Here is a 20,267-nt window from a genome sequence, read left to right on the forward strand (position 1 = left end):
AGGCAAAATAAAGGAAAAACTGTCAGTACCTTTGCTGGATGACAAAAGTGTTCCTGAAGAAAAAAATCGCTCCGCGTGTTGCTAACGGCCATCCCTGGATCTTTGCCAATGAGGTAGAGAAGGTAACCGATGCTGCTGTTGAGCCCGGTGCTATTGTAGATGTATACTATCATGATGAGAAATTTTGCGGCAGAGGTTATATAAATCCCAAATCACAGATCCTTGTTCGCCTGCTTACCCGTAAAAAGGAGGCTATTGACGAGCAATTTTTCCATAATCGCATACTCCAGGCCTGGCAATACCGCCAGCGCACCGGTTATACTGAGAACTGCCGCCTGGTTTTTGGTGAAGCCGATGAGATGCCTGCGCTCATCATTGACAAATTCAACGATTATTTTGTTATCCAGACACTTTCGCTGGGCATGGACAACTGGAAACCAGCCATCATTGCCGCCCTGCAGCGAATTTTCGAGCCTAAAGGCATTTACGAAAGAAATGATGTTCCGGTGAGAGAACTGGAAGGGCTGCAACAGCAAAAAGGCTTTTTGAGCGAACCGTTTGATCCTAAGATCATTATAAATGAAAACGGGCTTCGTTTTCATGTAGATCTTGAAAATGGTCAGAAAACAGGCTATTTTCTTGATCAGCAGGATAACCGCCGCGCCATACAGCATATTGTAAAGGGGGCCGAGGTATTGGGTGCTTTCACTTATACGGGCACCTTCGAGATCCATGCTGCTCATTATGGGGCAAAAAGTGTACTTGGGCTTGATATCAGCGAGAATGCCGTAGCCCAGGCCAATCGTAATGCTGCCCTGAATGGGTTGGACCAGATCTGCCGTTTTGAAGCTGTCAATGCTTTCGACGTGCTGAAGCAATGGGTAAAAGATGGCCGCCAGTATGATGTAGTAATGCTTGACCCACCGGCGTTCACCAAAAGCCGTGAAAATATCCAGAAAGCCATCACGGGGTATAAGGAGATCAACCTGCGTGGTATGAAGCTCGTTCGTAACGGTGGTTTTCTTGTAACCAGCAGTTGTACCAACCTGGTACATCCCGAGTTATTCCTGCAAACCATAGATATGGCTGCCAAGGATGCCCGTAAACGCATAAGGCAGGTAACTTTCCAGGCACAGGCCAGTGATCACCCGATCATCTGGGGTATGGATAATACCAATTACCTTAAATTCCTGATCGTGGAAGTGTGCGACAGGTAACCGTTACTGTATTACCTGGAACCGGCCGGTTTCGATGATCCTGCCGGCCTTATCTTTTAGCTGAAACACATACAGACCTCTGTAATAACCGGCAAGGGGAACAACGATCTTGTTGTTCTCTATTGCCGTTTCTGTCATTTTCTTACCAACAAAGCTGAAAATAACGAGGCTGTAGTTTTTGTCTATTTCGCCGGGGAATTCAAAATTGATATAGGAAATGGCGGGGTTGGGATAGTATTTTACCAGTTTAGGACTGAGAAACGGCTCTTCGGAGCTTGCCGCATAAAAGGAAGTGCATGCCAGCAACAGTACCCCTATCAATAGCAACAGGGGTGTTTTTTTTACTGTTTTTTGTATAAAATATGCGTGTAAAGCTCTTCTCATATCCTGTGGTGTTTCTTTAATAAAATTACGAAATAATCGTGCCTGAGTAAAAAATCCGGAAAATTTTAAGGTAGCATGAATTTTTGCCTGATATAACCGACAAAAAAGCGGCTGTCGAGCCCCTCTCCTGTCACTTCACGGCATAAAGCCTCAGTTTCCAGCGTCCTGCCTTTTGCATGAATCTCAGTACGTAACCATTTTAACAGTCCTGCCAGTTGCACATTGTTGAGCTGGCTATTCAATGCCGGCATTACCTGTTGTGCCTGGTGCCAGAACTGGGCGGCGTACAGGCTTCCAAGGCTATAGGTTGGAAAATAACCGAAACTGCCATGGCTCCAATGCACATCCTGCAGGCAACCTGTAACATCATCTTTTACTGTTACTCCCAGATGATCGCGATAGAGTTCGTTCCAGCGGGCAGCTACTTCCTTTACCGGCAATTCCCTGGAGATCAGTTCCTTTTCTATCACATACCGTATATATACATGCGAGTGATAGGTTAATTCATCGGCTTCGGTTCTTATAAGGGAAGGCTCTACCTTATTTATTCCCCGGAAAAAGCGTTCAGGATCGACCTCTTTAAGCTGCTCAGGGAAAAAGCGTTTTAATTCGGGCAGGTAATGCTGCCAGAATACCAGGCTGCGGCCCACACAGTTTTCCCATAACCTGCTTTGCGACTCGTGGATACTCAACGAGGCATATTCTCCTGAAGGCAGGCCATATTCTTCGTTGGGAAGGCCTTGTTCGTATAAGGCGTGGCCCACTTCATGAATGCAGCTCCAGGTCATATTCGCCAGGTCGTTTTCATCGATACGGGTGGTGATACGCACATCCTTTGCACTGAAATTAGTGGTAAAGGGATGTTCGGACAGGTCCTGGCGGCCTGCTTCGAGATCAAAGCCTAATTCTTTTACCAGATACATTCCCCATTTCCATTGCTGCTCCTTTGGATAATTCTGTTGAAGAAAAGAAGTATCCGGTTCCGGCTGCTGCCTTACCGCATCGATCAGTTGCTGCAAGGCGGGCATAAGTGCGCCAAAAAGGGCATCGAGGCTCTTTACTGAGGCAGATCTTTCATATTCATAAATGAGGGCGTTGTATGGATGGCCTTCATACCCTAGCAGGTCGGCTTCTTCGGCCTTCAGGCCGACCAGTTCGGATAAGGAAGACTGGAACAATTTGAAGTCATTCGCCTTACGCGCTGCTATCCAGCTCTGGAAAGCACGGGAGACCGCTTCTGAACTACGGCGTACAAAGGCTGCGCTCAGTTTCTTACGGCGCACCAGCTCATCGTAAGACAATGCTATGTTCCTTTGTTGCACGGCATTTAAATCGCCGCGCTGTTGTAATTCATATACCAGCTTTTCAAATGCAGCAGCAGTGGCCCATTCGTGTGCCGTTTCACTTAATGTTGCCAACTGCCGGGCTCTTGCTCCGGCGCCTTTCTGCGGCATATAAGTTTCCTGGTCCCACTGTAAAACAGCAGCTGCATAACGCAGGTCTGCCACACGGCGCATATGATCGCTATATTGCTGGTAAAGGCTGTCGGATGCTATCATCATCTACTGGCTTTTGATAAGCTGCGATTTTACAACATAAAACGCATCCGGCAGCGCGAGGTTTATAAAAACATTTCAGGAACCTGGTCAGGCACAACGAGCCGGCCCAATGTTTTTTGTTTTATCTCTTCCATACTTACGCCGGGAGCCCTTTCTTTTAATACGAAGCCTTCGGCCGTTATTTCCAGCAGCGCAAGTTCAGTTACTATCTTTTTCACGCAGGCAACACCTGTCAGGGGCAAGGTACATGCGGGTAATAATTTGCTTTCACCCTTTGGATTGGTATGCTGCATGGCTACGATGATATTGCGGGCGCTGGCCACCAGGTCCATTGCACCGCCCATACCTTTCACCATTTTGCCGGGGATCTTCCAGTTGGCGATATCCCCATTGTCGCTTACTTCCATTGCACCCAGTACCGTGAGATCGATCTTTCCGGCGCGGATCATACCAAAACTCTCTGCGCTGTCGAAATATGCGCCGCCTGGCAGCAGTGTTACTGTTTCTTTTCCTGCATTAATTAAATCGGGGTCTACATCGTCATCAACGGGATAGGGGCCTGTACCCAGGATACCATTTTCGCTCTGAAGAATTACTGTCATTCCTTCGGGGATATAATTAGCTACCAGGGTAGGAATGCCAATACCCAGGTTTACATACATACCATCTTTTAATTCACGGGCAATACGTTTTGCAATGCCGAACTTATCAAGTGCCATAGATCGTTTGAGATTTTAACAGCCAGAACAAAGAATTACTGAGCAGTGAGGCGTACTGTTTTTCTTTCAATACGCTTTTCATAACCTACTCCCTGGAAAATGCGGTGTACATATACGCCTGCCACATGGATCATATCGGGGTCAAGCTCGCCGGGAGCTACGAGATGTTCCACTTCGGCAATGGTAATGGTTCCCGCTTTGGCCATTGAAGAAGAGAAGTTACGTGTGGCTTTACGGAATACCAGGTTACCCATGGTATCGCCTTTCCATGCTTTAACAATGGCATAGTCGGCGGGCAAAGCCAATTCCATCAGGTATTGTTTGCCATTGAATTCACGGACTTCTTTGCCTTTGGCGATCTCGGTGCCTACACCAGCGGGGGTAAAAAAAGCAGGGATGCCCATGGCGGCCATTTGTATACGAGTGGCAAGCGTTCCCTGGGGAATGAGATCAACCTCCAGTTCGCCTGATAACAGCTGGCGTTCAAATTCAGCATTCTCGCCTACATAGCTGCTCATCATTTTTTTGATCTGTCTTGTTTTCAATAACAAGCCCAGGCCAAAATCATCCACACCGGCATTATTGGAAATACAGATAAGATCTTTAACGCCCTTTTCGACAAGGGCTGCAATACAGTTCTCCGGGATGCCACATAAGCCAAATCCTCCCAGCATTAAAGTGGCGCCATCGGCAATGTCGCGGATGGCTTCTCCGGCATTTAAGACAACTTTATTCATATAACAAGCAATTGACGTGTTTTTTAAGCTTAGCGCAGCTTATGTGCCGGCGTAAACCGCAGGGAATTTTTATCGAGTTTCCCTTTATCCATACCAGGCTTTATTTTCAAGCGTTGAAGATGCGTGGTATCGGCAGTTTTCAGCGCTTCTTTTCTTAGGGCCTCTTTGTTATTTACTTTAGGTAAAACCGGTACTGAGTCGTGTTTCTGAAGTGAATCCTTTTTGCCGGCCAGGGAGTCTTTTTTCAGATTAATTTCTTCCTGTTTCAGCCTTATGGAATCTTTTATGCGAAGTTTTACCTGTAAAATGGAATCTATTCTGCTCTGTTCATCTCTTGCCCTGTTACCTAGCGCCTGCACAGAATCCATCAGCACTTTATTCTTATCGGGGTGCTCCTGATAATAACGTATGCTGCGATAAAACTCTTCTCTGGTGATATGGTGAACCTCAAAAACCTGCTGATATTGTTCTACTGCATGTTTAAAAATACTATTACGAGCGGTATCGTGTGCGCTTGCATCCATGGCCAGTTCATCGGCCCGCATCATATCCCACATCACCTGCTGCATTTTGTCCGGTGATAAAATGCCACCGGGATTACCGTTTCCACAGCCGCCAGCCATCAACAGCAATACCAGCGATAGTATATATGCAAAGCCCAGATTAGGTTTGATCATTTCAATTCCTCCTTATACTTACTCATATTAGCAACGTCGAGCTTTGATAAAAGGTCGCCGGCACGAACGCGGTCCTGTGGTGGCGCCTTTTTGAAAATACCGATAAATTCGGATGCTTTACTTTGCATAAAGAACTGGACGATCATTGTATTAGGGTTGTCCTGGTTCATAGATTGTAATTTGGTTAATCCATCCAGCACACTTTTCCTGGCTTCATTTTCTTTATCGAAAAGCATATCGAGGCCGGAGCGGTAGTACCCGTAAATAACATCATGTACAATATTATAACGGGTATTGTTAAGGTTTTCGGCCAGCCAATACCTGTTACGCAAACCGTCGAACGAGCGCCATCCACTGATGTTACGTGCTTCGGGCGCATTATTGACAATGTTCTGAGCTTTCTGAAAATAAGGAGCACCGGCTTTTAATGCAAATGAGTCGTAATCGAAGCCCAGGATCATATATACGTAATAAGCAAGCGTAGCCGTTAAATTGGCCGCAAGTGCGTCTGAGCCCTGGACCCTGTTTTCGTTGAACTCTACGGGCTGGTATTCGACATACTTAAATACAAATTCACCGTCCTGGAAATTGATGAGTGCTGACTGGAAGGAACTGTTATATACGGGACGCGCCGCCTGCACTGTAAGATTTGCCTTAAATACATTCTGTTCCACCATATCGGTTATGGTGACCAGGAAATTACATACGATCTTCTCATCGGGTTTGAAGACATCGTTTGTCCATTTACGGTTATTGAGCAGGTTGGTTAGCTGCGTTTGTAATGTATTGAAGATCTTTTTATCGATGGTATTATATACCCGCTGCGACTGTACGGTTACTTTGGCCTGCAGTTCCTGTGCCTGCGAAGCAAGTCCTGTACATAGGATCGCCAGTAGCAAATAAAGTTTACGCCTCGCCATAGAGTTTTTGAATAATGGTATTCACAATATCGATCGCGATCTCTTCTTTCTGTTTTACGTCCGATTCAAACACCACTCCCTGTTTATCTAAAATAGTCACCTGGTTGGTATCAATACCAAAGCCGGCATTTTTATTCCTTAATGAATTTAAAATAATCAGGTCTGCGTTTTTTGCAACGAGCTTCTGATTTGCAAATTCCATTTCGTTTTCCGTTTCCAGAGCAAAGCCCACCAGTAACTGCCCGGGTTGTTTTAAGCTACCCAGCGACTTAAGCACATCATCAGTTTTTACCAGTTGCAGGCTTAGTTCACCTGCGGTTTTTTTTATTTTTTCTGTTGCCACTTCAGCAGGCCTGTAGTCTGCTACGGCCGCCGATAATACGGCTATATTAGTATTACTGAAGTCTTTAACGCAGGCTTCATACATTTCCTTCGCGGTAGTCACGTGCGTTACTTTTATATGGGCACAGTTAACTGACTGCGAGGTAGGTCCGGTTACCAGGTGTACTGCTGCTCCCTGCTGATAGAGGGCTCTAGCGAGGGCAAATCCCATTTTGCCTGAAGAATGATTTCCAATGAATCTCACGGGGTCAATGGGTTCATAGGTAGGCCCTGCGGTAACCAGTACGTTCTGACCTTCCAGCGTTTTCTCCCTGAACACGTTGTAAGTGAGATACTGCATAATATCTTCGGGCTCGGCCATTCTACCTTCGCCGTACAGGCCACTTGCGAGTTCGCCATTGGCGACGGGGATCACTTTGTTGCCATACCCGATAATTCTTTCGAGGTTGTTACGGGTAGCGGGGTGATGCCACATATCTTCATCCATAGCCGGCGCTACTACAACCGGGCAGGTTGCTGAAAGATATACTGCCAGCAGCAGGTTATCGCATTGCCCGTTTGCCATTTTTGCCAGTGTATTACAGCTAAGCGGCGCTATCAACATTACATCGGCCCAGCGGCCCAGCATTACATGGTTGGCCCAGGTTTGTTCATCGGACAGGTCCATTAATACCGTTGATTTCGATAAAGTAGAGAGCACCAGCGGCGATACAAAATCAGCGGCGGCGGCAGTCATTACAATACGAACTTCTGCGCCGCTTTTCACCAGCGATCTTACCAGCAATATTGCTTTATAAGCAGCAATGCTGCCTGTAATTCCTATCAATATTTTCTTCCCTGCCAACATGTTTGTGTCAATACTTTTCAAAATAACAAAAAACGACAGTTGCTAACTGTCGTTTTCATGAATTTATTTTCCCTGGCGGTGCTGCTCTTATCTGAACAGATCGTCGTCGTTTTTGCGGTAATAGACCTTTTCCTCCATAAATTCCTGGGTAGCAAGGATAGCCGGGTTTGGCATTTTTTCATATGCCCTTGAGATTTCGATCTGCTCCTTGTTTTCATGAATTTCTTCGAGGCTGTCGGTATGGCTGGCAAACTCTTCCAGCTTATTATGCAGCTCTTCACGCAGGGCAATATTGATCTGGTTCGCTCTTTTGGCTATGATAGCGATAGATTCATATAAATTGCCGGTTTTTGCCTTGATATCGACAAGACTTTTCGTTTCAACCACATTGGTTGTATTAGCGCTGAGTTGCCGTCTTAGCTTGCTCATCTTTTAAATCTTTTATGTATTTAATTGTATGTTCGGAAGGAGCTTTCAAGCTATTCACTTCCTTAAAATATTTACTATGCGGAAAACGTTCGTTAAAATCTGTGATCTCTGCAAGCACCTTTTCAAAACGTTCTTCCTGCTTGTCAATAATACTTAGTTCGGCGTATTTGTAATACGATTTGATGGACAGACTCTTATAGAAGTCGGTCTTTTCAGAATCCGGATAATCGTCTATCAGTATTTCAAAAACAATAGACGCTGCTTTATAATAACCGAGGTTATAATAAAGTTCGGCGCTTTTGAAATCTTTTTCTTCCAGTTTGGCGCGGCAGAGGTCGATAAGGGCGGCTGCATCTTTCGCTTTAGCAGAACCGGGGTGCATATTGATAAATGCCTGCATCAGGCCCATTGTTTTGCTGGTAGGGGTTTGATCCAGTTCTACTTTTGGCGATTGTTTAAAGAAGCTATAAGCGCGCATGTATTCGCATTCCTCCGCTCTTGGGCTACCGGGGAAATTGTCGACATATGATTTAAAGAGGTTTTCGGCATTCAGGTAGTCCTTCATGTAGTAGTAGGCGAATGCGTTTTTATAGTGCATGTCTTCGAACCGCGGCGTGCCCTTTACGTAAGGGAACAGCTCGTCGAAAAGCTGCGTAGCATAGCTATAACGCTTCTGGGCGTAATAATTCTCTGCCATCTTGTACTTGTATTCGTTATCCTTGCTTTTCAGCACACGGCTGAACTTGGAAGCACAGGAAGTTAATACCGCGCAGATCAGAATAAAGAAGACAAGTTTTTTCATCATAAAGTGGGCAAAATTAAGGTATTACCCGCAATATAGAAAGGCCTTCCTGTTTACAACCTTTCTAATTTCTGAAATAATAGTTAATTGTATTGTACAAAACACAGCATGACAGCCTTTAAAAGCACCCCGTTCGTACATTTCATACTACATATTAAGCTGTATGTCAACAACTTATTAGTACAATACCGGTTTTTAGTTTAAATAGAACCATCAGCAGGCCTGATTGGCTGCCGTATAGAATTATTATTCACTACACCCGGCAGGCTCCAGTTAAGAAAAGTTTGTAGCAAGCCATGCCTGCGGAGACCGCAATGCGGCGTAACATACTAATCTATTACGCACTTCCGTGCTTTTGTATTCCGCAGCCTTTGCCTGTAATCAGCTGTCAACTGAATATCGCCGAGGTTGAAATAGCGCATGGCAATGCTTACGGCTACTCTTCACCCAACTTATAGTACCCGCCTGGCGATGCAAGGCATCATCGGGGCCACGTGAGCGCAGCAAGGGGATAAGTTAGCGACAAGGTGCCAGGCGCCCTTTCTGCTGCAAACGGCAGCCTGGCCCGGTTCAAAGTACCGTGCTGTCATCGAGAGACTATACAGGCATAAAAAAACAGCCCTCCGTATGGAGGGCTGTTTAAAGGCTAAAAGTATTTAGAACTATTTAGTACGCTTTAAGTTTGGGTGTGGAGCTGGTACTGAGTTAGGACCATCTTCAGTTGTACCCTCGAAGTCTACAGTGTTAGCATCACCTTCCTGACCGTAAACGAACAGTAAGCGGCTTTCAGAGATACCTTGTTTTTCAACCAGGTACTTCTCAACTGCATTTACACGATCCCAGCTTAATTGCTGTGCACGTTTGTTAGCAGCACCGTAACCGATGATCTTAACTTTACAAGTTGGGTTTGCGTTCATTTTTTCTGCGATGCTAGCTAAGATAGCTTCACCATCTTTACCGATTCTTACGGCGCCAGATTTGAAAGTTAAGCTAGGCAGATTAGTGATAGCGCAATCACCGCCTGGTTTCCAAGAAGCTAATTTATCGCGTAACTCTTTGCAGCACTCAGGCTCAGGGCAGTTACCTACACCATCAGCGTTAACAGGGAAGCATTTTTGAGGAGTCAGCAATTCTTTGTCTTTGTAGTCAGGAACACCGTCACCATCTGTATCGAGTGCACGACCGCGAGAGTCAACAGGTGCTCCGGCAGGAGTGTTAGGCTCGAGGTCGAATTGATCAGTGATACCATCACCATCGGCATCAGGTAATACCGGAGGAGGCAACTTCATGTGTTTAGGGCTGTTGAGCTCGTTGTAGATGAAGTTGTTGGGGTTGATCCACCAAAGGGGAGCCACTCTCTTAGAAGAGTTACCCAGGGCCAGACCACCACGGATAGAAGTGTAGCTGATGAAGTCGTTAGACTTACCTGCGTTCACACCGTCCAGGTCATCAGAGAAAGGCACAGTAAACCTTTGTTCGATACCCAGAGACAGTCTGTTGCTAAGTTTCCAAGCGATACCGCCACCGAAGCTTGCAGCATGACGTAACAGGTAGTTATCGTCGATACGGCCAACTGGTTCACGGTTTCCGTTAGGAACAGGAGCGTTAACATTATAGTCGTTCATCCTGTTTTTCAGGGCGTCTTTAATGTCTTTTCTTTTACCGCTGAAGTTAATGCCGTTCAGGTTTGCACCTCTCAGGCTGTTATCAACGTCAACATCAGCTGCAACCAGGCTATAACCTGCAAACACGTAGATATTTGCTTTAGGATTGCCTCTGTAGTTGCTGATAGTATTTAAAGAAGCGATCAGGTCTAAGTTACCCTGGTGAACCGCTGTCTTGTAGTTAGCAACATAAGGACCAGCGCCCCAAACAGCAGCTTCTGCACCGTTAGTGGCAACTCTTGTACGATAGTCCAGACCATAGTTGAAAGAACCGGTGTAATCAGCTCTTACAGAGAACACGTGGCCTAAAGACTTTCTCAGTGAGAGACCACCGCCAAAACCTGGACGACCATCGATATCACTGATAATAGTGGAGTATCCACCGTGGAATCCTAATTCCCACATATCACGAGGACGGGCAGGGTAAGGATACTGGTTGTTTTGGAACTCATTGTACTGAGGCAGGCGCTTTGTAGCAACCTTCGAAGAATCTTTCCACCAATCCGCGGTGGCGTCATTTTTTTGTGCAAACGTCGCAGATCCTGCCAGGCCTAAAAGACCCAGGATCATTGTGTACTTTTTGCTTGCCATAGGTATAATTTAATTTTTTTGTTAATATTTTCTACCCAATAATACTACAACTTGGCACGGCAAAGTTAATCATCGGGAGTAAAATACCAAATTTTTAGAACTTATTTTGCCGTGATCTACAAAATGAAGACAGCAATTGCAGTGCCAATGTTGCTTTTAACATTTAATTTTTATTGTGGCTATATTGCAGCCCAAGTTTAAGCAATGGAAGCAGCACGCAGGGTAATATCATCGGAACTGGAACTATTTGAGTCCCACTTCAGGGAGGCAGTGAAAAGCCGTGTCTCTTTATTAGACAGAATAATGCAATACATTGTAAAGCGAAAGGGTAAACAATTGCGTCCCATGTTCGTTTTACTTAGTGCCAGGCTGGGTGGGCCGGTCAATGAATCGACCTACCGGGCGGCTTCGCTTGTAGAGCTTTTACATACGGCCACGCTTGTTCATGACGATGTGGTGGACGATTCCCTTGAACGGCGGGGCTTCTTTTCCATCAACGCCTTGTGGAAAAACAAGATTGCCGTACTTGTAGGCGATTATCTTTTGTCGAAGGGGTTACTTCTTTCGCTTGACAACGGTGATTTTGGCGTATTGCAGGTGCTGTCGCGCGCCGTTAAAATGATGAGTGAGGGGGAATTACTGCAAATGGAAAAATCGCGTAATCTCAATCTCAGCGAAGCCACTTATTATGAAATCATCAAGGGAAAAACAGCCTCTCTTCTCGCCTCAGCGTGTGCTGCTGGAGCCAGCACTACTTTCACGGACCCGGCTGCTGTAGAAAAAATGCAGCTATTTGGTGAAAAAACAGGAATGGCCTTCCAGATAAAAGACGACCTTTTTGATTATGGCAGCAGCAATATCGGCAAACCTACAGGTAACGATATAAAGGAAAAAAAGCTGACGCTGCCACTGATCTATACACTCAACAACTGCGATGCTGCACTTCGCAAAAAGCTGATCTATATCATAAAAAATGAAAATAAGAAAAAGGAGAAGGTTCAGTTCGTGATAGATGCGGTGACCGATGCAGGGGGTATCCGGTATGCAACCGAAAAGATGTTCCGTTTTCGAGACGAAGCATTGCAATTGCTGCATGAATTTGAAGATTCAGAAGTACGAAACGCGCTCGAAGAACTGGTTCGCTACACTACGGACAGGGAATTTTAACCAACCTCAACTGCATTTTTTTGATACAGAAACGCTGGAACATATTAAAGGCGGATCAGCCTAAGGCTCAGGCATTGCAGCAGGCGCTGCAGATCAACGAAACACTTTGCGAGATTCTCGTACAAAGGGATATCAGCACTTATGAACAGGCTTTCCGGTTCTTCCGGCCCAGTCTTAGTCATCTTCATGATCCCTGGCTGATGAAGGACATGGAGAAAGCTGTAGCGCGTATTTTGAGAGCGATCGGGAAACAGGAAAGGATCCTTGTTTTCGGCGACTACGATGTTGACGGAACTACTTCTGTGGCATGTATGTACCGCTTTTTGTTTAAACTTCATAAGGCTGTTGAATTTTATATTCCGCACCGGTATAAAGAAGGCTATGGTGTATCGCGGGAAGGTATTCAGTTTGCAAAATCAACGGGCTGCAGCCTGGTTATATCGCTCGATTGCGGCATAAAATCCGTTGAGCTCATTCGCGAGGCTGCTGATATGGGCATTGACTTTATCGTTTGCGATCACCACCTGCCCGATCCTGAGCTGCCGGCTGCCGTGGCCATTCTCAATCCCAAACAACCCGACTGCGAATATCCCTATAAAGAGCTTTGTGGCTGCGGTGTAGGCTTTAAGCTTATTCAGGCGCTGTCGCAAAAGCTAAACCTGCCGGAAGAGGCTTATATGGGCTACCTGGACCTGGTGGCAACCGCCATCGCTGCCGATATTGTTCCCCTTACAGGCGAAAACAGGACCCTGGCTTATTTTGGCCTGCAACAGATCAACAGCCATCCATCTGCGGGCATCAAAGTACTAGTAGCGCAAGGTAAACTTACCAGTCCTGTTCTGCTTAGCAACCTGGTATTTGTGGTAGCACCGCGTATCAATGCAGCCGGCCGTATGGATGATGCCCGCAAGGCAGTACAACTATTCATAGAAGAAGACCCGGAAAAGGCGCAGCACTACGCCGAAGAACTGCAAAACAATAATACCGATCGCAAGGAAGCGGATTTCTCCATCACTGCCGAAGCGTTAGCCCTTATACAGGGCGACCCGGTAATGCTGCAACGAAAAACAACAGTTTTGTTCCAGGAGCATTGGCATAAAGGAGTGGTAGGGATAGTAGCTTCACGTTTAATAGAAAATTATTACCGTCCTACTATCATTCTCACCAAAAGCGGCGAGGTGATTGCGGGAAGTGCACGCAGCGTTAATGGTTTCAATCTTTATGAAGCCATCCATGCGTGCCGCGAGCACCTGCTTGGGTATGGAGGTCACTTTGCAGCAGCAGGCATGACCCTGCTGCCAGACCAGGTAGCTGCGTTCAGCAGCAAGTTTGAGGAAGTAGTAGCTGCCACCATTGCACCGGAATCTCTTGTACCGGAAATTATAATAGACGCAGTTGTGAGCTTCGCCGATCTTAAACTTTCTTTTTATAATATTCTCTGCCAGATGGAACCTTTCGGGCCGTGTAATACACGCCCGGTATTTCTTTCGAGAGGCGTGTTCAATACAGGTAATTCGAAGCTGGTAAAAGAGCAGCATATACGGTTTGTAGTAAAACAAAATCATATCACCATTACCGGAATCGGCTTTAATATGGCCAGCCGTTTTCACCTGCTGGAGCAAAATCACCCTATCGATATTGTTTATACACTTGACCTCAATGAATGGAATGGTGAAAAATATCTGCAATTAAAAGTTATTGACTTCAGATTGTCTGAGTAATAAGAGAGCGCAATTCAAAAAAAGAGGATGGCTCCTAAATAAAAATAGTCGCCGATCGTCGCTTAAACAGGGACCTTCTCTGCCAGGGACCCGAATGAAAGGAGGAGGTTGGCTCCTAAATAAAAATAGCCTCTGAGAATCGCTTAAATGGGTACCCGACTCCATCAGGGATACGAATAAAAAGAGGGTATTCTACATAGAATACACCCTCCTCTTTTACATTACAGCGCTCTACTTTGGAGCGCACAGGCATCAAAAAGCCCGTTATTCCATCTGAGCCGGCATGCCCGCCGATTTCACTGGTGTCATCGCTGCAATACTGATCGCCTATGTGTTGTTTAGGCAGACATTAGATAACGGAAGAGATGAGCGATGCGTTGCTAATAATATTAGTGGCTTTTTTTTTACAAATGATCTTTTGCTAAAAAAACGATCTTTTTCAAGGAAGCTTTAAAGAAGCTTTTGAGATGCTTTAGTGAAGCTTTAAGAGTGCTTTGTCAAAACTGCGCTTTTTTTTAGCAAATAGTATATGGCTCCATCGGGGCCCCGAATGAAAGAGGCCGTATCGCACTTATGTGATACGGCCTCTTTTTTATAATTTATTATATTAAGAAAGTAACGCCACGCTCCTGTTTATAAACTCAGTAAGATTAGCGCCTTTCAACAAGCCCTGGGATAGCAACGCCAGATCGGCGAGGTTACGAATTTGTTGTTCCTGCTTCGCGGTATCACTTTCTTTCAACAAAGCCTGATACACTTTATGATTACCGTTAACAGTTAAATTCACTTCATCGGGCATCGTTGCATAAAAAGCAGCCATACCTCCACCCATGCCAGCCATATCTTTCATACGGCGCATGAACTCGGGCCTGGTAGCAATTACAGGAGGGGTATCGGGGCTTAAGCCTTTTACCTCTACATTCAAGTTCAAATCGGATACCTTAAAGCCAAACAAGCCTTTCAGTTTTTCCTCTTCTTCCTTGCTCAGGACCATATCGGTATGTTCCTGTTTGTCGACGAGGTTGTCGGCAATATCGGAATCCACCCGCACAAAATGAACGCTGTCCCATTTCATCTCCATATTGTTGATGAAAGCGGCGTCGACCATGGTTTCCAGCTTCACCACTTTATATCCTTTGCCTTGTGCCGCTTTGATATAAGCGTCTTGCTGAACAGGGTCGGTGGTGTAGATAATAACGCTTTTCCCTTCCTTGTTTTTCTGTAAAGTATCGGCAGCCGTTTTGTATTCTTCCAAAGTGTAGAACACGCCATCGGCAGCATCTTCCATTACCAGGAATTTATTTGCTTTGTCCAGGAATTTATCGTCGGTCATCATCCCGTACTTAACAAATAATCCCAGGCTTTCCCATTTTTCCTCGAATGATTTTCTATCGTTACGGAAGATCTCATCCAATTTATCGGCAACCTTTTTGGTAATATGGGCATTGATCTTTTTTACATTGGGATCGCCCTGAAGATAGCTACGGCTAACGTTCAAAGGGATGTCGGGGCTATCGATCACACCATGCAGCAGCATCAGGAACTCGGGCACGATATCTTTTACTTCGTCGGTAACGAATACCTGGTTGCTGTACAGCTGAATTTTATCCTTTTGGATCTCGTAGCTCTGTTTGATCTTAGGGAAATAAAGAATACCGGTAAGATTGAACGGATAGTCGACGTTCAGATGGATCCAGAATAAAGGCGTTTCGCCGGCGGGATACAATTCACGATAAAAGTTCTGATAGTCTTCATTAGTAAGCTCGGAAGGCTTCTTAACCCAGATAGGATTGGTGTTATTGATCGGGCTTTCTTCTTCTTCTTTTGCTTCTTTATCATCGGCCTTTGTAGACTCGTCTTTGAAGTAAATAGCTACCGGAAGGAATTTACAGAATTTTTCCAGGATCCTTCTTATGCGGTAGCCATCCAGGAACTCTTCGCTATCCTCATTTATATGAAGCACGATGCGGGTTCCCCTATCGGCTTTATCTATTTCGTACAACTCGAACTCGGGGCTTCCATCGCAGCTCCAGTATACCCCTTTGGCATCTTCGCGGAAGCTTTTGGTAAATACTTCCACTTTACTGCTCACCATAAAGCCGCTGTAAAATCCGAGGCCGAAATGGCCAATGATATTGGCGTCTTTGTATTTGGTCAAGAACTCTTCGGCGCCGGAAAAGGCTACCTGGTTAAGATATTTATCTACCTCTTCGGCAGTCATACCTACCCCACGGTCTATTATACTTAATGTTTTTTCTTTAGGATCCAGCACAACATCTATCCGCAACTCTCCCAGTTCGCCTTTTGCTTCACCGATAGAAGATAATGTTTTTATTTTTTGCGTGGCATCAACGGCATTACTTACCAGTTCACGCAGGAAAATTTCGTGGTCACTGTATAAAAATTTCTTAATGATGGGAAATATATTCTCCGTCTGAACACGAATCTGCCCTTTTTGCATACGAATTCTTTTTGGGGAGAAAAAGAACAAAGAAAATACCAACCCTGCGGCTCCGCCATTTTGACGCATCCCTGCTCTTCAAATATGTCAATTTCTGCTGCTATTTCACTAATGCCGGCTTCCCTGATTCGTGAATGCTATGATCGGGTGGGAAATGTCAAGCCTTTGCGTACCTATTCCAAGGGAAATGACGGAAGCCTGTTTTATTTTCTGTTTCCCAGTTTTTCTGACGATTCCCGGATTATCAGTTCTGCCCTGAGGAAAGTAGTATGAGCGGAGCGGATCACTGCCGATCCGGTCAAATGATTAATGAGGTTACTGGCAGCCACCTCTCCCATCTGGTAGCCGGGATAATTAATGGTTGTAAGATTAGGTTCGACCACTGTTGAGACGGGATCGTTATTAAAACCGGCAAAGGCAATATCGCCGGGAATTGCCACTCCAGCTTTTTTTAAAGCGAGCATACAACCTACTGCTGCGTGGTCGTTGGCAACAAAGACCCCATCGGGTCTGCTCTTCATTTGCAATATCGTTTCGGCTGCGGCGGCGCCGGCTTCGGGGCTTAAATTGCCGGTAAGCACCAGCTTTTTGTCGAACTTTAGCTGGTGTGCCGTCAGTGCACGCTGATAACCTGCCAGCCTGTCGGCATAAACATTCATTTCAGAAGCCACGGTAATGTGCGCAATGCGTTTACAGCCCTGGCTTATCAGATGACTTGTTGCCTCAAAAGCCGCTTTTTGGTTATCGATTAAAATGGTAGAACAGTTTTCGACCTCCGCTACGCGGTCAAAGAATATGAGTGGAATGTTTTTATGCAGGAAAGGGTCAAAATGAGACAGGTTATTGGTATCATAAGCCAGCGATACCAGCAGCCCATCGACGCGGCTATTAAACATGGTTTTCGCGCTGGCGATTTCTTTTTCGGTGGATTCTGAAGACTGGCTAATAATTAAATTATACCCTTCCTTGTTCGCCACACTTTCAATTCCCGCAATTACAGTAGACATGAAATAGCTATTCAAGCGGGGAACGATTACGCCAATCGTATTTGTTTTCGCATTCCTGAGGTTTCGGGCAAAATGATTTGACCGATATCCCATTTCTGCCGCCAGCTCAGTGATCTTCTTTTTCGTTTTTTTACTAACCACGGGATGATCCTGTAAAGCCCTGCTAACAGTAGCAATGGAAATATTCAATCGTTTGGCAATATCGTAGATCGTAACTTCTTTGTTCATATACAATCGATTGCGGTATCTTGACCGGTAAAGCTAAGGCATTTGTTCTGAGATTCCGGCTGAGAAATAACCCTTCCTATTATGACCGTTTTCATTAGCGGCAATCTGCGGTCAGCAGCCTGCCAGTTATTCGAGGTGATGCATTCGTATAAAATTTACCACACCTGCGATATTTTTCACCTCGAGTTTGCGCAAAATATTCTTGCGATGCGTAGCTACGGTCAACTCGCTCAGGAACAGCTGGTCGGCAATTTCCTTTGTCGACAGCTCCTTCCCTATCAGCTTTACGATTTCTATTTCACGACGTGTCAACTGGTACTTTTTCATAAAATCGTCCGGGAACCATTCATCTGCGGCGGGGGGTGTTGCCTGTTCCTCGAAACAGGTACCACCAGCCAGCACCCTGGTTATCGCTTCTTTCAACAGAGCAGCCGATATATTTTTCAATAAATATCCGGCAGCGCCCAGCTTTCGAACGTCGGCCTGTAGCTGCGGCTGATTATAGTTTGAGATCACCAATACTTTGACTTCCGGGTAATTTTTACTTATAGCTGTCAATGCCTGAATACCATCGAGCCTGGGCATATTTAAATCGAGCAGTACCAGATCGGGCTTAGTATTTGCCAACCGGTCAAGTAACTGCCGGCCGTTATTCACTGCCTCCAACACTTCCCAAGCGGGTTCTGTTTGTAAAACAGCGGTTAAACCGTCTATCAGTAACTGGTGATCATCGGCTATTATAATACGGGCCCGTTTCATTTTGTACTGTTTTTTTGATAGGACAAGGGAATTTCTATATTAACCAGGCTGCCCTGGGGCAGCACATTTTCGACATTCATCTGTCCTTCGAGATAGGCCACTTTGGTACGGATACTCCGCAGGAACAAATTTCCCTGCTCCTGAACATGCCTGGGTATTCCCCTACCATTATCTTCGACCAGGATACTTACGACGTCGTCATGTTCCACCACTTGTACCAGCGCCTGGGTTGCGCCTGCGTGTTTTATTATATTCTGCACCAGCTCCTGTATGATGCGATATAGAGTATTATGGAAGGTGACAGCATACGGCTGTTCTCCCTCAAATCCTATAAATACCAGCGTAATATTCAGTTTACCTGAAGTATTCGCCAAACGCACCAGATCTTCCGTTGCATGTCTGAAGCCATATTTTTCTATCGCTACAGGCGTCAGCTGGTGACTTATATTACGCACGGTATGTGTTACCATTCCCAGGATCACTGCTGCCTGTTCCCTTTTTTCATCCTGCGGCAAAGCGCTTATATTTAACGAAGCCAGTGATAACATTGATCCCAGTTCATCGTGCAACTGGTCTGCCAGCACCTTCCGTTCGTTTTCCTGGACAGCTACAATAGTATCGGTAAGTTGTTTCTGCTGTATATTCATTTGTACCAGCAATTCCTCTTTGTCTCTTCTATAACTGTTAAACCGGCTTGCCAGTCCAAACGTAATAATGATCATCTCCAGCACGATACCTGTGAACATGCTATACTTTTCAAGATAGGATGGCAGTGCTATCAGCCCCATATGATACAATGCCTCTGCCAATGCGCAGAAGGCAAATACCACTATTGCCAGCAGGTAAACCTTTGCCTCACGACTGCCGCCTAATGCCCGGCGAACCAGGTATACCAATACGACAAGAATAGCAGCAAAAGAGGTTGCAGCCAGGATCCGCAAGAAATACATGGTAGGCTCATTCATCTGCTGATAAGGAATAGGCGCCAGTATCAGTAAAGCCATTATTCCCATCACCAGCTTTCCTGCGGTGATCACCTTATGGTACCAGCTGGCCCTGTTCATTTGCGTGAATACCTGCAAAAACTGCAATGAAGCAATCATATTGAGTACTGCAAATAAAGGTCGCGACCGGCTGGGGAAATAAGTCCATTCCGGCCATAAATAATGAAAACCTAACCCTTTGTCGGCCCAGATCCATAATGTTACGGAGAGCACGTATAATGAATACCAGAAGTACACCCTATCGCGCGTAGTAGCGAACAGGAACCAGCCGAATAAAATAATCAGCACTACTATGCCTGTAAGCAAACCATTCAGCAGGTTCTCCCGGGAAGCTGCCGCCAGCAACTGCGCTGCGGATCTTATCGTAAAATTTACGTTGAGGGATTCATGGTGCTTATCTACCAGCAGCAGGTAGGTTTCAAAGCCTGCTGTAAAAGGAAAAACAAAAGAGGAATACTGCAAGGGCCGCTGTTCAAAAGGATAGTAATCGCCGGTCACTGACAAGCGGTGTATGCTGCCGTCGTTTGTTACTCCATACCATTCGAGGCGGTTAATATGTGCATTGTCTGTTACCAGATACCAGTCGTTGCCGGCAGGCGCCTGGCGTGCGTCAATGGCCATCCAGAAAACGGAAGAGGTAAAACCGGGTTTCAGGGCCGGTGCCGGCATCACAGAAAAGCTGCCTTTCTTTAGTAAACGGAAGGCTTCCCGGGCTGTAGCGGTACGGCTGCTATCTTCCCAGATCCGCATTAAGGTTATAGTGCTATCGTCCGGACGGGCCTGTAAAAGGCCTGCCGGAAACAAAATTATCAGCAAAAATAAAAGCGGGTTTAGCCTTCGCATAGCGTCTTTCACAAGATACATCGTGAAATTTGCATTAACTACCTTGAAAAAGGTATTTTTTAGTGTCACAAATACATTAAATTTACCGTGGTTCAACCCTCACCCCTTTAATACCCCCGTCAGCAAAGCATTCAAAAGCAAGAGGTTGTCTCAACAGAGACAACCTCTTGTGTTTTTTACAAAAACGAA

The 20,267-nt window shown here is 45.6% G+C and carries 17 protein-coding genes; 3 read left to right on the top strand and 14 right to left on the bottom strand.

Features of this window, described 5'->3' with window-relative positions; translation table 11 throughout:
• Nucleotides 1-38 precede the first annotated feature (38 nt).
• Nucleotides 39-1,217: a class I SAM-dependent rRNA methyltransferase gene (locus ESB13_RS11940; protein WP_129003562.1), complete on the top strand. Its 1,179-nt coding sequence runs from the start codon at nucleotides 39-41 to the stop codon at nucleotides 1,215-1,217.
• Between the two features lie 3 nt (nucleotides 1,218-1,220).
• Here ESB13_RS11940 and ESB13_RS11945 read toward each other — a convergent pair whose 3' ends face one another.
• The 10 genes from ESB13_RS11945 to ESB13_RS11990 form a co-directional block, all read right to left on the bottom strand.
• Nucleotides 1,221-1,601 (bottom strand): T9SS type A sorting domain-containing protein, encoded by a 381-nt coding sequence (locus ESB13_RS11945; RefSeq protein WP_129003564.1) that lies wholly within the window; start codon nucleotides 1,599-1,601, stop codon nucleotides 1,221-1,223.
• A gap of 65 nt (nucleotides 1,602-1,666) precedes the next feature.
• Complete coding sequence (locus ESB13_RS11950; protein WP_129003566.1) at nucleotides 1,667-3,163, bottom strand: carboxypeptidase M32; 1,497 nt, start codon at nucleotides 3,161-3,163, stop codon at nucleotides 1,667-1,669.
• A 59-nt stretch (nucleotides 3,164-3,222) separates the two neighbouring features.
• Nucleotides 3,223-3,879 carry a 3-oxoacid CoA-transferase subunit B gene (locus ESB13_RS11955; RefSeq protein WP_129003568.1) on the bottom strand — a complete coding sequence of 219 codons (657 nt, stop codon included), beginning with the start codon at nucleotides 3,877-3,879 and terminating at the stop codon, nucleotides 3,223-3,225.
• 35 nt (nucleotides 3,880-3,914) lie between these two features.
• Nucleotides 3,915-4,616, bottom strand: coding sequence for a CoA transferase subunit A (locus ESB13_RS11960; RefSeq protein WP_129003570.1), 702 nt, complete (start codon nucleotides 4,614-4,616; stop codon nucleotides 3,915-3,917).
• 29 nt (nucleotides 4,617-4,645) lie between these two features.
• Nucleotides 4,646-5,293, bottom strand: a complete 648-nt coding sequence (locus tag ESB13_RS11965; RefSeq protein ID WP_129003572.1) for a DUF4296 domain-containing protein — start codon at nucleotides 5,291-5,293, stop codon at nucleotides 4,646-4,648.
• The gene (porD, locus tag ESB13_RS11970; RefSeq protein ID WP_129003574.1) at nucleotides 5,290-6,213 is read right to left on the bottom strand and encodes a type IX secretion system protein PorD; all 924 of its coding nucleotides are present in this window, start codon (nucleotides 6,211-6,213) and stop codon (nucleotides 5,290-5,292) included. The genes ESB13_RS11965 and porD overlap by 4 nt, the downstream gene beginning before the upstream one ends.
• On the bottom strand, nucleotides 6,200-7,402 hold the full coding sequence (coaBC, locus tag ESB13_RS11975; protein ID WP_129003576.1) for a bifunctional phosphopantothenoylcysteine decarboxylase/phosphopantothenate--cysteine ligase CoaBC: 1,203 nt from the start codon (nucleotides 7,400-7,402) through the stop codon (nucleotides 6,200-6,202). Before coaBC ends, porD begins: the two co-directional genes overlap by 14 nt.
• A gap of 87 nt (nucleotides 7,403-7,489) precedes the next feature.
• Nucleotides 7,490-7,831 (bottom strand): DNA-directed RNA polymerase subunit omega, encoded by a 342-nt coding sequence (locus tag ESB13_RS11980; protein ID WP_129003578.1) that lies wholly within the window; start codon nucleotides 7,829-7,831, stop codon nucleotides 7,490-7,492.
• On the bottom strand, nucleotides 7,800-8,636 hold the full coding sequence (locus ESB13_RS11985; protein WP_246022521.1) for an outer membrane protein assembly factor BamD: 837 nt from the start codon (nucleotides 8,634-8,636) through the stop codon (nucleotides 7,800-7,802). The genes ESB13_RS11980 and ESB13_RS11985 overlap by 32 nt, the downstream gene beginning before the upstream one ends.
• A gap of 659 nt (nucleotides 8,637-9,295) precedes the next feature.
• A complete protein-coding gene (locus tag ESB13_RS11990; RefSeq protein ID WP_129003580.1) occupies nucleotides 9,296-10,888 on the bottom strand; it encodes an OmpA family protein in 1,593 nt (530 codons plus the stop codon).
• Between the two features lie 204 nt (nucleotides 10,889-11,092).
• On the opposite strand from ESB13_RS11990, the gene ESB13_RS11995 reads away from it, so the two are divergent.
• The gene (locus ESB13_RS11995; RefSeq protein WP_129003582.1) at nucleotides 11,093-12,055 is read left to right on the top strand and encodes a polyprenyl synthetase family protein; all 963 of its coding nucleotides are present in this window, start codon (nucleotides 11,093-11,095) and stop codon (nucleotides 12,053-12,055) included.
• Nucleotides 12,056-12,075: 20 nt separating this feature from the next.
• On the top strand, nucleotides 12,076-13,776 hold the full coding sequence (gene recJ / locus ESB13_RS12000; protein WP_246022523.1) for a single-stranded-DNA-specific exonuclease RecJ: 1,701 nt from the start codon (nucleotides 12,076-12,078) through the stop codon (nucleotides 13,774-13,776).
• A gap of 607 nt (nucleotides 13,777-14,383) precedes the next feature.
• Here recJ and htpG read toward each other — a convergent pair.
• From htpG to ESB13_RS12020, 4 genes are all read right to left on the bottom strand, one after another.
• Nucleotides 14,384-16,237, bottom strand: a complete 1,854-nt coding sequence (gene htpG / locus ESB13_RS12005) for a molecular chaperone HtpG (RefSeq protein WP_129003584.1) — start codon at nucleotides 16,235-16,237, stop codon at nucleotides 14,384-14,386.
• Between the two features lie 203 nt (nucleotides 16,238-16,440).
• Nucleotides 16,441-17,472, bottom strand: coding sequence for a LacI family DNA-binding transcriptional regulator (locus ESB13_RS12010; protein WP_129003586.1), 1,032 nt, complete (start codon nucleotides 17,470-17,472; stop codon nucleotides 16,441-16,443).
• Nucleotides 17,473-17,598: 126 nt separating this feature from the next.
• Nucleotides 17,599-18,231 carry a response regulator transcription factor gene (locus ESB13_RS12015; protein WP_129003588.1) on the bottom strand — a complete coding sequence of 211 codons (633 nt, stop codon included), beginning with the start codon at nucleotides 18,229-18,231 and terminating at the stop codon, nucleotides 17,599-17,601.
• A complete protein-coding gene (locus tag ESB13_RS12020; protein WP_164974190.1) occupies nucleotides 18,228-20,051 on the bottom strand; it encodes a sensor histidine kinase in 1,824 nt (607 codons plus the stop codon). Before ESB13_RS12020 ends, ESB13_RS12015 begins: the two co-directional genes overlap by 4 nt.
• Between the last annotated feature and the right edge of the window lie 216 nt (nucleotides 20,052-20,267).

Source organism: Filimonas effusa (assembly GCF_004118675.1).
In the GTDB taxonomy this organism is placed as follows: Bacteria; Bacteroidota; Bacteroidia; order Chitinophagales; family Chitinophagaceae; genus Filimonas; species Filimonas effusa.

What these genes read in the sequence shown, in the direction of transcription:
- ESB13_RS11960 (WP_129003570.1), bottom strand. Translation starts at nt 4,616, where the DNA reads ATGAATAAAGTTGTCTTAAATGCCGGAGAAGCCATCCGCGACATTGCC.
- porD (WP_129003574.1), bottom strand. Translation starts at nt 6,213, where the DNA reads ATGGCGAGGCGTAAACTTTATTTGCTACTGGCGATCCTATGTACAGGA.
- ESB13_RS11985 (WP_246022521.1), bottom strand. Translation starts at nt 8,636, where the DNA reads ATGATGAAAAAACTTGTCTTCTTTATTCTGATCTGCGCGGTATTAACT.
- coaBC (WP_129003576.1), bottom strand. Translation starts at nt 7,402, where the DNA reads ATGTTGGCAGGGAAGAAAATATTGATAGGAATTACAGGCAGCATTGCT.
- ESB13_RS12010 (WP_129003586.1), bottom strand. Translation starts at nt 17,472, where the DNA reads ATGAACAAAGAAGTTACGATCTACGATATTGCCAAACGATTGAATATT.
- ESB13_RS11965 (WP_129003572.1), bottom strand. Translation starts at nt 5,293, where the DNA reads ATGATCAAACCTAATCTGGGCTTTGCATATATACTATCGCTGGTATTG.
- ESB13_RS11990 (WP_129003580.1), bottom strand. Translation starts at nt 10,888, where the DNA reads ATGGCAAGCAAAAAGTACACAATGATCCTGGGTCTTTTAGGCCTGGCA.
- ESB13_RS11945 (WP_129003564.1), bottom strand. Translation starts at nt 1,601, where the DNA reads ATGAGAAGAGCTTTACACGCATATTTTATACAAAAAACAGTAAAAAAA.
- ESB13_RS11940 (WP_129003562.1), top strand. Translation starts at nt 39, where the DNA reads ATGACAAAAGTGTTCCTGAAGAAAAAAATCGCTCCGCGTGTTGCTAAC.
- ESB13_RS11980 (WP_129003578.1), bottom strand. Translation starts at nt 7,831, where the DNA reads ATGAGCAAGCTAAGACGGCAACTCAGCGCTAATACAACCAATGTGGTT.
- ESB13_RS11955 (WP_129003568.1), bottom strand. Translation starts at nt 3,879, where the DNA reads ATGGCACTTGATAAGTTCGGCATTGCAAAACGTATTGCCCGTGAATTA.
- ESB13_RS11995 (WP_129003582.1), top strand. Translation starts at nt 11,093, where the DNA reads ATGGAAGCAGCACGCAGGGTAATATCATCGGAACTGGAACTATTTGAG.
- ESB13_RS12015 (WP_129003588.1), bottom strand. Translation starts at nt 18,231, where the DNA reads ATGAAACGGGCCCGTATTATAATAGCCGATGATCACCAGTTACTGATA.
- ESB13_RS11950 (WP_129003566.1), bottom strand. Translation starts at nt 3,163, where the DNA reads ATGATGATAGCATCCGACAGCCTTTACCAGCAATATAGCGATCATATG.
- htpG (WP_129003584.1), bottom strand. Translation starts at nt 16,237, where the DNA reads ATGCAAAAAGGGCAGATTCGTGTTCAGACGGAGAATATATTTCCCATC.